General features: G+C 59.5%; 10 protein-coding genes and 1 tRNA gene. 6 read left to right on the plus strand and 5 right to left on the minus strand.

The window, feature by feature from the left end; translation table 11 throughout:
• The first annotated feature begins 32 nt into the window (after positions 1-32).
• The 3 genes from H3V04_RS04515 (at position 33) to H3V04_RS04525 (ending at position 2840) form a co-directional block, all read left to right on the plus strand.
• A complete protein-coding gene (locus tag H3V04_RS04515) occupies positions 33-1928 on the plus strand; it encodes a 1-deoxy-D-xylulose-5-phosphate synthase (protein WP_198187352.1) in 1896 nt (631 codons plus the stop codon).
• A 44-nt stretch (positions 1929-1972) separates the two neighbouring features.
• Positions 1973-2049: transfer RNA gene (locus tag H3V04_RS04520), tRNA-Arg, on the plus strand.
• 197 nt (positions 2050-2246) lie between these two features.
• On the plus strand, positions 2247-2840 hold the full coding sequence (locus H3V04_RS04525) for a TM2 domain-containing protein (RefSeq protein WP_198177438.1): 594 nt from the start codon (positions 2247-2249) through the stop codon (positions 2838-2840).
• A 25-nt stretch (positions 2841-2865) separates the two neighbouring features.
• Here the strand turns inward: H3V04_RS04525 and H3V04_RS04530 are convergent, their stop codons facing one another.
• Positions 2866-5520, minus strand: coding sequence for a multicopper oxidase domain-containing protein (locus tag H3V04_RS04530; protein WP_198187353.1), 2655 nt, complete (start codon positions 5518-5520; stop codon positions 2866-2868).
• A 57-nt stretch (positions 5521-5577) separates the two neighbouring features.
• Between H3V04_RS04530 and H3V04_RS04535 the strand changes: the two genes are divergently transcribed.
• Genes H3V04_RS04535 through H3V04_RS04545 form a run of 3 tightly spaced genes read left to right on the plus strand, consistent with a single transcriptional unit; the run spans position 5578 to position 7315 of the window.
• The gene (locus H3V04_RS04535) at positions 5578-6330 is read left to right on the plus strand and encodes a metalloregulator ArsR/SmtB family transcription factor (protein WP_198180217.1); all 753 of its coding nucleotides are present in this window, start codon (positions 5578-5580) and stop codon (positions 6328-6330) included.
• Complete coding sequence (gene fdxA, locus H3V04_RS04540; protein ID WP_198180219.1) at positions 6327-6713, plus strand: ferredoxin; 387 nt, start codon at positions 6327-6329, stop codon at positions 6711-6713. The genes H3V04_RS04535 and fdxA overlap by 4 nt, the downstream gene beginning before the upstream one ends.
• Positions 6710-7315 (plus strand): DNA-3-methyladenine glycosylase, encoded by a 606-nt coding sequence (locus tag H3V04_RS04545; protein ID WP_198180221.1) that lies wholly within the window; start codon positions 6710-6712, stop codon positions 7313-7315. Before fdxA ends, H3V04_RS04545 begins: the two co-directional genes overlap by 4 nt.
• Before the next feature lie 45 nt (positions 7316-7360).
• Here H3V04_RS04545 and H3V04_RS04550 read toward each other — a convergent pair whose 3' ends face one another.
• From H3V04_RS04550 to H3V04_RS04565, 4 genes are all read right to left on the minus strand, one after another.
• Positions 7361-8608 (minus strand): MFS transporter, encoded by a 1248-nt coding sequence (locus tag H3V04_RS04550; protein WP_198180223.1) that lies wholly within the window; start codon positions 8606-8608, stop codon positions 7361-7363.
• A gap of 54 nt (positions 8609-8662) precedes the next feature.
• Positions 8663-9844, minus strand: a complete 1182-nt coding sequence (locus tag H3V04_RS04555) for an SLC13 family permease (protein WP_198187354.1) — start codon at positions 9842-9844, stop codon at positions 8663-8665.
• Positions 9845-10089: 245 nt separating this feature from the next.
• The gene (locus H3V04_RS04560; protein WP_232342572.1) at positions 10090-11451 is read right to left on the minus strand and encodes an MFS transporter; all 1362 of its coding nucleotides are present in this window, start codon (positions 11449-11451) and stop codon (positions 10090-10092) included.
• Between the two features lie 92 nt (positions 11452-11543).
• The gene (locus tag H3V04_RS04565; protein WP_046323844.1) at positions 11544-12488 is read right to left on the minus strand and encodes a nucleoside hydrolase; all 945 of its coding nucleotides are present in this window, start codon (positions 12486-12488) and stop codon (positions 11544-11546) included.
• Positions 12489-12519 lie beyond the last annotated feature (31 nt).

Here is a 12519-nt window from a genome sequence, read left to right on the forward strand (position 1 = left end):
TGGATTGCATTACAGAAACCGACAGGAGGGTTATGGGCAAGCTTCTGGACAGCATCGACTCCCCACAGGATCTGAAGGTTCTCTCCCTGGAAGAGCTGAATCAACTGGCCGACGAGATCCGTCAGCTGCTGATCCGCTTCTGTCGACGTCACGGCGGCCACCTGGGCTCCAACCTGGCCACAATCGAGCCCATCATCGCCCTGCACTACGTCTTCGACATGCCCCATGATCATCTGATCTTCGACGTCTCCCATCAGGCCTACACCCACAAGATTCTGACCGGTCGGCGCCGGGCCTACACGGACCCTGGGTCTCAGGAGGATCTGTCCGGATTCACCTCGCCCAAGGAGAGCCCCTACGACGACTTCATGCTGGGGCACACCGGCACCTCCATCGGCCTGGCCTGCGGAATGGCGGCCCAGCGGAATGCGACCGGCGGCAAGGACAACATCATCGCCTTCATCGGGGATGGTTCACTGAGCAGCGGGCCGGCTTTCGAGGGGCTGGACTGGGCTGCAGAACAGGGTGGCAACCTGATTATCGTGGTCAATGACAACGAAATGTCCATCGCCGAGAACCACGGGGGGCTCTACAGGAGCCTGGCCGCCCTGCGTGCCAGTGGGGGACGCAGTTCAGACAATCCCTTCCGCGCCCTTGGACTGGACTACCGATACGTGGAGAAGGGCAACCGGATCGAGGATCTGATAGAGGCCTTCCGTCAGGTCAAGGACACCGATCATCCGGTGGTGGTCCATATCCACACCCGCAAGGGCCTGGGGCTTGGGCAGGGCAGTCAGGGGCAGATCGGCCCGACTTCGATAACCCAGAGCGATGGGCAAACATCCCATATGACTCCCTTGCCGGATTTGCCCGCCGAAGGTCCGGTGGAGGCCAACCACTGGCAGGACGGCTTGGACTCCGTGGACCGTCTGCCCAACTCGCGAAAGACCTACGGAAGAATGGCCATGCAGGCCTTGGAGGCCAGATTCCCGCAAGAGCCGGGCCTGGTAGTCATCTCCCCCGCCACGCCGCTGTCCAACGGCATCGATCCCGACTTCCGTCGGCGGGCCGGAAACCACTACCGGGACGTGGGCATCGCCGAATCCCATGCGATAGCCTACGCTGCGGGCATCGCCAAGGCTGGAGGCACCCCCGTGGTCGCCACTTCGGCCACCTTCTTTCAGAGGGCCTACGACCAGATCGAGCAGGAGATGGCCTTGAACGGCAGCGCGGTGACCCTACTGGTTTTCTCAACCGGCGTCGCCAAAACCGATGCCACGCATTCAGGCACGGCCGACATGGTCATGATGCGAGGCATCCCCGGACTGATCTGCCTGGCTCCGACCAGCGGGGCCGAGTTCCTGGATATGCTGGCCTGGGCCACGGGTCCGGCCCGGCGTCCGGTAGTCATCAGGGTGCCCGGCGAGCGCACGCTGGCCACAGAACGGGCAGACAATCCTATAGCGCCGACTGCAAATCCCCCGAAGACCAATGCTGAATGCGAATCGGACGCTGCTCCCTGGGATCACTATCAAATCCTGCAAGAAGGTAAGACCGTAGCCCTGCTGGCTCTCGGCGATGCCCTGCCACTGGGTCGTGACCTGGCTGATTCCTTGAAGGAGACCCTGGGGCTGCAGCCCACCCTGGTGGACCCGCATCGCTATGACCGTTTGGATGAGCAAACCCTGGAGGCCCTGAGATGCACCCACTCCCTGGTGGTCACCATTGAGGACGGTCAGCTGGACGGCGGCTGGGGCCAAGCCGTGGCTGCATACTACGGGCCTAGTCAGGTTCACACCCTGGCCTTCGGAGCGGCCAAGGAGTTCAACGACCGGGTCCCCAAGACCACCCTGCTGGAAAGGTATGACATGACCGTTCCGGCAATGACTCGAGCCATATCGGATGCCCTTACCGACCAGGCTTCATAGATCTGACCCGCCGGTGGACCCAGGCGGGTACAATGAAAGGGTTTGGCCCCGTAGCTCAGCTGGATAGAGCAACTGACTTCTAATCTGTAGGTCGAGAGTTCGAATCTCTCCGGGGTCACCAATCGGACTCCCTGCTTCTGCCCAAGGAGCAAGGATTCTTCGTGTCCTTCTTCATATCGCCATAGCATCATGTGTCACCCATGGACAACCCACGACGATTGCGGTGACAGAGGCAATATGGACAAGCCTGAACGGTTTTCAATGCCAGGCCCTCCCCTTAATCAAGCCCTCTCGGAGATATAATGATACATTCCCACAATGGCATCCACAGGAAAGGCAACCATGAACGATCGGTATCAACCAACAGATCAGCAAGCAGGCGACAACCAAGACCCGGCTCAGGAAAACAATAATGACTCTGGCCACAAGGGATACAGCCAGGAGCCTGCCAACAACAACTACGAGTCCGCTTCCCAACAAGGGAATCCCTCGACAGCTGCCGATGGCTACCCTGATGCGGATCAGTCCTGGCAGGCTTCAAACGCCCAGGGAGGTCCACAGGATCCCTATGGCCAAACCGCATATACTCCTCAATCCAGCGGCACCAGCGGACCGGTCCAAATTCAGCCTTGGCAGCTTCAGACACAATATGTCAGCGGACCCGGCATGTCGAACAAGTCGAAGGTCACGGCGGCCATTCTGGCTTTCTTCCTGGGCGGCTTCGGCATACACAACTTTTATCTGGGCAAGACCGGGCGTGGGGTCGCACAGTTGCTGATCACCATCTTCGTGCTCTTCATCGGCCCTCTCATCTCCTCGGTCTGGGCCATCGTTGAAGGAGCACAGATTCTTGGCTCACATCCAGGTTCGCCTTACCACATGGACGGCAAGGGACTCCAGCTGCAGGATTGAAGACGACAGACGTTGTGTAATCGCGTCACGACACCCGAAGGATGCCATGAGCACCCTTTTCAGCCAGGCTCATGACGTGATTGACTATGGAATAGTCGCCCGGCTGATCGACCTTGAGCTCGACAAATCCGCCTTGGGCCGGCAGCAGAGGAAGGACCTGCGCTCCGGCCGATGAAGCACCGGCGGAATTTGCACCTGTGCCTGCGCCAATCAGGTAGCGGCCCTCGGTCCAGACCGCCTCGAACTGGGTTCCCACGATATGGAAGGACAGCGGCTGGTTGGGTCCGGCATCCAGGACCCAGATGCGGACCCTTTGCCCCTTCCCCAGCTTGAGGGGGTGGGCGTCATATTGAAAGGCCCGTCCGTTGAAGGCCATGATATCCGGGTTCATGCCCGCCACCTTTTCAGCATCGGCTGTCCCTCCGTTGGGCCCCAGATAGATTTCGGACTGGACCAGAACATACTCCGCATTCACCGGTGGCAGGGTGCCGTCATCGACAACCACGGCCCCGTACATGCCGTTGGCTATATGGTTTGACATGGGGTCGCTGCTGCAGTGGTACATCCAAATGCCGGCCCGATCAGCGGTGAAGGTGTACAGGAGCTCCTTGCCTGGCTCTATGTTGCGCATCATGGTCTGCGGAACGGCCGGACCGGCATGAAAATCAATGGAATGACTCATGCTTCCCTTGTTTCTGATGGTTACTTCAAAGGTGTCCCCCACCCGGCCTCTGAGCACCGGACCCTCAGCCAGAGGCCGTGACCCCTTATCCCGTGGATCGCCCGCGTCGTCGAAGCTCCAGACCGTGCGCTCAAGCCCTGCTGCCACCTGCTCCTTGCGCTCTTTGACCTCCAAAGTGTACTTTCTTGTTCCAGCCTTCCCCTGATCATTCAAGGGTGGAAGAGCCGCCATGGCAGGATCGCTCTTCTCGGCCTGCGACTTGAGCTTGGCTGGTGATGGGACATGGCTTGACGCCGCCTTCCCTACAGAGGACTGACCTTGCTCGGCAACAGTTCCCCCCTTGGTTTTGACCTTGAGCTCCATGCCCATCTGGCGGTGTCCTGCCAACGAGCACCAGCCCAGTGTGTCGCCCCCCAGGACCCCTACGTCGACCGAGACGCTCTTGCCCACCGGAACCGACCCTGTGCTCTTGCCATTGGCGAAAACCAAGTCATGCCGCTGATCTCCGGTGTTCTGAACATTTACAACCAGCCGGTCGCCTGCCTCAATGGTGATGGTATCCGGCACAAAGGCCATCCCCTTTACTCTGATTGAAGCTCGGCTGATGTGACCAGTCGGCTGGACGCTCTTCGATGAAGCCTCCTGGACGCCTCCGGTGGGCGCAGCCCCGACCGAGACGGCCAGCGTCGGCCGCAAGGCCATCAAAACAACGGCGGCCACCAGGACCAGCACTGTAGCCGAGGTGGCAATCAGGTCCATCCGCAGGGCCAGGGTCCCAACATGTTCGGCTTGTGAACCCTCTGGCTGGCGCCGACGGTAGCGCTTGGATGCCAGGACCTGCTTGCCACGAGCAGCCAGGTAGACCACAGTCAGCATCATGGAGAGGATTCCCAGAACATTCAGCAGGTTCCCCACCTTCCACAAGGGCGTATAGAGCCGGATGGCTCCGAGGAGCCTGATCAGCAAACCAACCTGCATAAACGCCCAGGCACCCCAAAGGAGGGGATGGAAAGGCAGAGGCCTGCGAATGACGGAGGGGACGATCATGCAGACATGGGCGATGACCATGGTCATGATAAATCCCACAGCCAGCGCGTGCAGTGCCATGTCGCCCCAGTAGGTGCTGGAATCCAGGGGTGCCAACATCCAGATGAGGGCAGCCAGAAGTCCCCAGGCGTAGGCCGATAGCATGCAGGTACCCATGAATCCTGGCAGGCCGCCATGACGGAAGGTGCCCTTGGCTACGTCGTGACTGGCCATGACCAGGAGGAGCAGACCCAGGGACAGCCCCAGAAGCGGATAGCCGACCGAAGGCGCCATGGCTTGGACCGGCAGCATCAGGACCGCCAGGAGGCTGAGTCCCAGAATCCCCGATTCAAGACGGACATCCGAAAAGACCGCCCTGGCCAGTTCCACCCGCTCACCGACGATGGTCAGAACCAGAAAGAAGAGCCAGGTCGGAGCCAGAACCGCGGCGTCCAATCCTGCAACCCAGCCAGCGGCCCCGACCAGACCAACCAGGGATCCGAGAACCTGTATGAGCACCTCCGCAGAAGGCTGCCGACGCCAGATGGCCAAGTACATGGCTGTCAGGACCAACATGGACAAAGTCCACGGAATGCCGCCAATAAGTTCCACCTTGACCCATGCCGGCGCAGCACCGCAGCTTGAAGCTAGCAGCGACAGCAGGCAGAGCAGGGACCCCAGCAGGCCCAAGGCAGGGGCGAGAAATCCCCAAGCAGGTTTGCCGGATCCGCCGCTACGGTAGGCCACCGCCCTCTCCAGACCAATGGCAGCGCCCAAAAACCCGTAGACCATGAGTCCACCGTGCAGATCCGCCAGAGGAACCCTACCTGAGGGGTGTATCAGATCCGCGCGGATCAGCGCCGCAACCAGGCCAAGCAGTGCAGCCAGACCAGCGCCGATGAGGAGGGCCATCCTGGACCTGGGCAAGGCCGTCCTGCCGCCGGACTTGCGCATCTTTGGGTCATTGTGCATGGGTCTGTCCGCCTTGTCTGGGTTGATAATTGATTTGATAGTTATACAATTTAATCGATGAGTCAGGAAATTCAAGCCCGTAAACAACTGGTCCAAGCCCACGGCAAGCGCAGAAGCGGTGAGGAGATCCGCTCCGCAATCTTGGATTATCTGCATATGGCGGCCGAACAGACCGGCACAGGTCTGACCGCACAGCAGATCGGAGCTGCCTTTGGCATCCATCCGACGACCGCTCGTTTCCATCTTGAACATCTGGTCGAACAGGGCGAAGCAGTCCGCCGGAGAAACGACAGCGATGGTCAATCAGCCGGACGGGGCAGACCGCCTGTCATCTACTCCCCCACATCCACAAACCACACCCAGGAGGATATGATCTCCTCGCTCTGCATGGCTCTGGAAACCGCCTGCCCCGATACTGGCAGTAGGGATAGGGCTGCACTGAAAGCAGGTCAGGCCTGGGGCCGTGCCCTGGCCAGACAAAGCAGGGGGAATGCAAAAAAGGGTGTGTCATCGAGCATGAAGCAGACACTGTTGAACACTTTGGCCACCCTGGGGTTTGCTCCGGTTACGGCAGAACCGGATTCAGCGAGTCTGTATCTGACCTCATGCCCCTTCTTGGACAGCGTCAACGCCCATCCCATTATCTGCACAATCCATCTGGGTATGGTCCAAGGAATCGTGGAGGGCAGCAGCAAGGCGGCCAAGGATCAAAAGGCCCGTGTATTGCTGAAACCCCTGTCATCGCCAAAAGGATGCTTCTTGAAAGTAGCGAAAGTGGACAACAAACCAAGGAGGAAAGTAAAGCAATGACCTACGTGATTGCCCAGCCCTGCGTGGACGTCAAGGACAAGGCCTGCGTGGACGAATGCCCGGTGGATTGCATCTACGAGGGCCCCAGGAATCTATACATCAACCCCAACGAATGCATCGACTGCGGCGCCTGTGAGCCGGTCTGCCCCGTGGAGGCGATCTTCTACGAAGAGGACCTGCCAGAGGAATGGACCTGGTTCAAGGATGCCTCCGAAGACTTCTTTGCCCAGGTCGGTGATGCCGGCGGCGCCCAGGCCCGGGGACCCTATGATCACGACCATCCACAGGTCGCCGCCCTGCCCCACCAGGATAACTTCGTCTGCATCCAGGCGGAATCACGCGGCCAGCGCGCGGTCTGGGTACGCAAGGACCAAACGGAATGAAGGCCGGTTCAAGCCAGGACGGTCACCTGGTCTTCCCTGACTTTTTGGACCGCCCTGTGGATCAGGCCGCCCGGATGCTTCTGGGCTGCCTGATCATCCGGGACTACGAGTCGGAAGGTGAACAGGCCAGGGTTCGGATCGTGGAAACCGAGGCCTACGATCAGAATGATCCGGCCAGCCATGCCTATCGCGGGCGATCGGCCCGCAACGATGCCCTTTTCGGCCCCAGCGGACACATGTACGTCTACTTTACCTATGGAATGCACTACTGCATGAACGTCTCCTGTCAGGAGGACGGATTCGGCGCCGGGGTACTGATTCGAGCCTGCCAGCCAGTGCAGGGTCTGGATCTTCTACGCAGCCACAGGCACGGCAGTCACCCGGATCGGGAACTAACCAACGGCCCCGCCAAGCTCTGCCAGGCATTGGACATAGACAAGCGTAACTACGGCCATGACCTCAGGAAACCGCCCATACGCCTGGCAGCCGCAGGGCTGAATCAGGACGAGACCATCACGGCAACCCCGCGAATAGGCATCTCCCATGCCAAAGAGACCCTACGACGGTTCGTCATCACCGGTAACCGCTACCTGTCGCGATGAAAGGACGGAATCCTATACTTCTGATTTCTACAGCCTAAAAGGTGGCTATTGCTCAATGTAGCGGGATTCAACACAGCTCTGGAAGCGGACAAGCGAGAGAATGACAGCAGCCAGCAGAGCGATGATCAGCATGCCTATGAAACTGCCTGTTACCGGATCCAGACCAAACACTGATGAAAAAGCCTTGAAGGCCCAGGTGGATGCCGTAAAACCGAGGCTGGTGGTGGCCGAAAAGATTCCCATTACCAGTGGATAGCGCTTGCGTGGAGTCAGATTGGACAGGAGGAAGGGGCAGGTAGCCATATTGATGGCACTGCCCGAACCAACCAAAAAGGCCGATAAACAAACCAGCGGGAAGGAGCGGGTGGTCAGGAAGAGCAGGGCACCCAGGGCCATCAGAAGGAAGGCGACCGGAATGGTCCATTGTCGACAAATCCGCTTGATGGCGTTGATGCTAAGCCCGATGACGACCGAGGAACCCGTGTTGAACATCAGGGCCACCCCGGCTGCGCTGGTGCCGCCCAGACCGTACTTGGCTATGTAGACCGCGAGCTTGTTGTACAGGACCGCGACCAGGAAAATGCTCAGAAACCCGATGAGAATACAGGAAATTGTAGCCCACCAGCATTGTCCTCTTTTCTGGGAGCACGATGCCTTAGAACCTACGGCCTTTTCCGACTCCTCCTCGACGGCACCGACACCGGGGACCATGAAGATGACCAAGACCAGGGCAGGCAAGGCCAGGAAATAGAGCCAATAGTTGTGCAGCCATCCTCCCTTGGCCAGAACACCACCCAGAGCAAGAACCAGCATGGAAGAGCCATCCTGAACAGCCAAGACCAGCCCCATCAGCGCCGCCAACTTCTTCCCGCGGAAGAACCTGGCCGACAGACTGGGGAGAACAGTAGTGGCGATACCTACGCCGAACCCGACGACCAGAGCGAACAGGAGCAGCTGGCTTACGCTGCTGTGCACGAAAAGGGGCATCAAGCCACCCAGTGCGACACACAGGCAGCTGATGCAGCCGGCGGTTCTGAAACTCATTCTGGTCAAGAGCTGACCGAATAAAAGGGCGGAAACTATGGCAGCCGAAGAGCCGATGGAAACCACCGACTCAACGGTGGAAGGATCAGCATGAGGAAAGGATGCCTGAATGGCCGCTACGGAAGGGGAGATAATGGAGTCAAACCGCGACATGACGGCCAAGGCCATGATTCCGACCAGAACCCCAAGATTCCGTCTGGCCAATACCCCTGTGTCCTTGGACTTAGACGTGCCTTGGGCCGGTTCCATCGTTCTTGCCTCCTTCTCAATATCAGCGGCACCATTTGGTTGATGGAGGGCAGTCTACTCCAGCAGCAGAGCCATGCCAACCAAAACAACCAGGAAAAGCATATTAAGTGATGTATAGATCTTCAGATAATCGCCCTTCCTGTCAGGATACTGCTTGACTACAGCCTTGTAGGAGATCAGCGAGGCCATTGAAGCGACCAGGGTTCCGAGCCCGCCCAGGTTGGTGCCCAGAATGATCGAGCGCCAGGCTGTCGAAAAACCTGAGACCAGGAGGGCTGTGGGCACATTGCTGATGACCTGGCTGCACAGGACCGAGGTAATCAGAGGGTGGATATTGACCAGACCACTGACCAGATTATAAAACTGGGGAATCCTTCTGGCATTGCCGATGAAAATGAAGAAAGCCACGAAGGTCAGCAGCAGTCCCCAATCCACATGAAGATAGACCCGCCTGTCGCAGATCAGAAAGGTCACCGCTACCACCAGGACCATGGCCCACTGGGGAATCAGCTTGGCCACACCCAGCAGGCAAACAAGGAAAAGGAATAGATAGAGGGTGATGCGCCATCCGCTGGACCGCTGCATCTCCTTCACCTGAGGCTGTATCCCCTCCTCCCTGGGTGCTAGTATGCTGCGGCGAATCTGCTGCGGATCCATCCCCTCGAACTTGTTCAGATGCTGATTCCTGAAGGCGAACCAGCAGCACAGGAAGAGCATCAGGGCTGCAGCCAGGGCGTAAGGGGCCATGAGGAGCAGGAATTCACCAGTAGGCATCTCGGAGCGGGCCTTGAGATATAAGTTGTGAGCGTTGCCGATGGGGGTCAGCATGCTGCCTACATTGGCACCCAGGGTCATCAGGGTGACGATCAGCAGGGCATGGTTTTCCAGACCAGCCATGATGAGAACAGCGATGGCAAAAGGCACGAAAGTAACCAGGGCCACATCATTCGTGATGAACATACTGGAGAAGAAAGGCAGAGAAACCAGGACCAAGGCCAGGCCCCGCACCGAGCGGACACGACTCAGCAGGCCGGCTCCGATGGCATGGAAGACCCCGATGCGCTGAAATCCGCAAACCACCATCATCAGGGATCCCAGCTGGGTGAGGGTATTGACGTGGATGTAACCCAGATATTGCCGGTCGGGAGGAATGAGGATGCAGGATACGAGAGCGATGACTGCAGCGACGACCAGGACGGTCTCGTTTTTCAGCAGTCCGATCACCCGATGTTGCATGGTCACCTCCGGCGAACGAATTCCTCACTTAGTTTACGCGCCGGCCCATGGCTTACAGGACCTCTCCTGGCGCTATTTTCCGCTGCTGAGCCTACGGTCGGAACACTTGCGAGCTACTGGCTGCTAGCCTGTCCCGCCCCGACTTTTGCCCTTGGTCGGATACGCATAAAGTCGGATGCCCGTAAAGCATGGAAAGGGGACCCGCGGATAGGTTGTATTCGCAGGGCCCCCATCAGTTGTCAATATTACTTGTCGTCCATTCGTTCCGGATCGGGGATCAGATAGGACAGAGCCAGGGCAATCAGCACCAGCACGCCGCCGCCGATCATGGCCGCCACATAACCGATACGGGCTCCCCCGGACGCCGCCAGGCCGCTCATGAATGCGTAGAGGACCGCATAGCTCAGGCCCGAACCCAGATTGAAGGCTCCGGCGTTGAGTCCCGGCAGATAACCGGTGTTGTCCGCAGGGGACAGGACCACGCCCAGCCCGTTGAGCATGATGTTGGCCGTCCCCGCATAGGAGACGCCCAGTATCAGGGAGAGCACCACCAGGCTCCAGATACTGGGAACCAGGCAGACGTAGATGCCGAAGACCAGTCCCAGCACGCTGACCAGCTGACCCACCCTCAGAACCTTGAGGTAGCCGAAGCGCGAGGCCAGCATACCGGCAACCGGGCCGAAGACCAGACCTACAAGGGCATAGGGGGTCAGCGTCGCGAAGGAGACGATGCTGGCCTTCAAACCGACGCCGACCTCGCCGTCCTGGGCCAGGGCCGGAACAATCCCGTTCATGATGGCGAAGACACCGACCATGGTGGTGAGAGTCGTCAGCAGAAGGCCCCAGGTGCGCCGCTGCTTGAGGTAGGTGGTGGTGACCATGGGTGCCGACGTGGTGCTTTCGACTTTCCAGAAGATCATGAAGAAGACCGCAGCAACCAGGATCTCGACGACCACCAGGATCCAGCGCGCCTGGGCCAACTTCTCGACTTCATTGATGGCCAAGTAGGCCGCCAGGAAGGCGATGCAGAGGAAGACCACACCGGCCCAGTCCATGCGGGGACGATCGTCTGCATAGCTCTCACGGGCGAAGAGGGCCACCAGGAGTACGGCGATCACGGCGATGGCCACCATGAACCAGAAGACCGAGCGGAAGCCAAAGGTGCCGGCCAGCCAACCGCCCAGTATGGCATCCACACCGCCGATGCCGCCGTTGACCGCCGTCAAAATGGCCATAAGCTTGGCGTATCGGGCCTCATCGGTCACCTCGGCGTGCAGCATGATCAGGGTCATGGGTACGACCGGACCGGCCACCCCCTGAATGACGCGACCAATCATGAGCATCGTCACATTGGGAGCCAGAGCGGAGACCACACATCCCAGCGCCGTCAGGCTCAGCATGCCCAACAGCACCTTCTTGCGGCCGGCCAGATCGCCCAGCCGAGGCAGGAAGAGGGAGAAGACCGCACAGGAGGTGAAGAACACCGTCTGGGTCAGCCCGATGCTGGAGCTGCTGGCATTGAGCTCGGTCCCCATGGTCGTCAGGGCCGGCGAGAGCATGGAGGCATTGAGCTGGAAGGCGAAGACGGCGGCCATCAGTGCCGTCATCAAGGCGACGATGGAAGAGCCTGAGCCGCCACCGGTTGTGGCAGCGGGCTTGTCGGTCTTGGACGAGGTTGTGTTCGAAGTCTTCATCGATCTCATCCAATCGCGGTGATGGCCTTGACCACCAGGTCCCAGAATCCCTGGAAGTCCAGCTTGACGGCCACCTGGGTGTGGCAGTCCTCGGCAGAGGGCTCCGGGCCGCGCAGATCGGCCACGGTCATCCCGCAGGTCAGGTCCCCGCGCAGCTCCACATCAACCGGGCAGCGACGGGTGCTCACAATAGAGGGGTCGATCAGATAGGCCACAGTGCAGGGATCATGCACCGGCGGGTCCACGAAGTCCTGGTTGTCCTGGTAGGACTTGCGGAAGAAGTCCATCAGCCCGCTGACGAAGTGGGCCAGATCGGTGCCGATGCCCTCGATGCGCTGCTGAACCTCCGGTGTGCACAGGGCCTGATGGGTCAGATCCAGCCCCACCATGGTGACCGGCCAAGGCTCATTGAAAACGATATGAGCAGCCTCGGGATCCACCTTTATGTTGAATTCGGCGACAGCACTCCAGTTGCCAACATGGTAGCCACCGCCCATGAGCACGACCTCGCGGACGCGGTCGACAATGCGGGGCTCCTTGCGGACAGCCATGGCGATGTTGGTCAGGGGCCCGGTGGGGACCAGTGTCACTGTGCCGGGCTCCTCGCGCATGATGGTTTCGATGATCCAATCGACTGCATGGCCGGGATCCAGGGGCCGGGTAGGCTCAGGCAGCTCGACACCGTCCAGGCCGGTCTGGCCATGGATGGAAGCAGCCACCTCCTGAGGACGCACCAACGGCCTATCGCATCCGGCATGGACCGGCACCTGGCGCGCATGTGCCTTCTCCAGCACAGCCCTCGCATTATAGGTAACCTTGTCCAGACTCTGGTTGCCGCCAACCGTAGTCACTCCGATCAGGTCGATCCGCGGATCGCCTACTGCCAGAAGGATAGCCACCGCATCGTCATGACCTGGATCGCAGTCCAGGATGATCTTGCGCGTCGTCATATACTCGCCTACGCCTTTCTCATGAATATGT

The organism is Bifidobacterium sp. M0353, assembly GCF_016100645.1.
Classification (GTDB): domain Bacteria; phylum Actinomycetota; class Actinomycetes; order Actinomycetales; family Bifidobacteriaceae; genus Bombiscardovia; species Bombiscardovia choladohabitans.

What these genes read in the sequence shown, in the direction of transcription:
- H3V04_RS04525 (WP_198177438.1), top strand. Translation starts at nt 2,247, where the DNA reads ATGGCATCCACAGGAAAGGCAACCATGAACGATCGGTATCAACCAACA.
- H3V04_RS04535 (WP_198180217.1), top strand. Translation starts at nt 5,578, where the DNA reads ATGAGTCAGGAAATTCAAGCCCGTAAACAACTGGTCCAAGCCCACGGC.
- H3V04_RS04545 (WP_198180221.1), top strand. Translation starts at nt 6,710, where the DNA reads ATGAAGGCCGGTTCAAGCCAGGACGGTCACCTGGTCTTCCCTGACTTT.
- H3V04_RS04565 (WP_046323844.1), bottom strand. Translation starts at nt 12,488, where the DNA reads ATGACGACGCGCAAGATCATCCTGGACTGCGATCCAGGTCATGACGAT.
- fdxA (WP_198180219.1), top strand. Translation starts at nt 6,327, where the DNA reads ATGACCTACGTGATTGCCCAGCCCTGCGTGGACGTCAAGGACAAGGCC.
- H3V04_RS04550 (WP_198180223.1), bottom strand. Translation starts at nt 8,608, where the DNA reads ATGGAACCGGCCCAAGGCACGTCTAAGTCCAAGGACACAGGGGTATTG.
- H3V04_RS04560 (WP_232342572.1), bottom strand. Translation starts at nt 11,451, where the DNA reads ATGACGGCACTGATGGCCGCCGTCTTCGCCTTCCAGCTCAATGCCTCC.
- H3V04_RS04555 (WP_198187354.1), bottom strand. Translation starts at nt 9,844, where the DNA reads ATGCAACATCGGGTGATCGGACTGCTGAAAAACGAGACCGTCCTGGTC.
- H3V04_RS04515 (WP_198187352.1), top strand. Translation starts at nt 33, where the DNA reads ATGGGCAAGCTTCTGGACAGCATCGACTCCCCACAGGATCTGAAGGTT.
- H3V04_RS04530 (WP_198187353.1), bottom strand. Translation starts at nt 5,520, where the DNA reads ATGCACAATGACCCAAAGATGCGCAAGTCCGGCGGCAGGACGGCCTTG.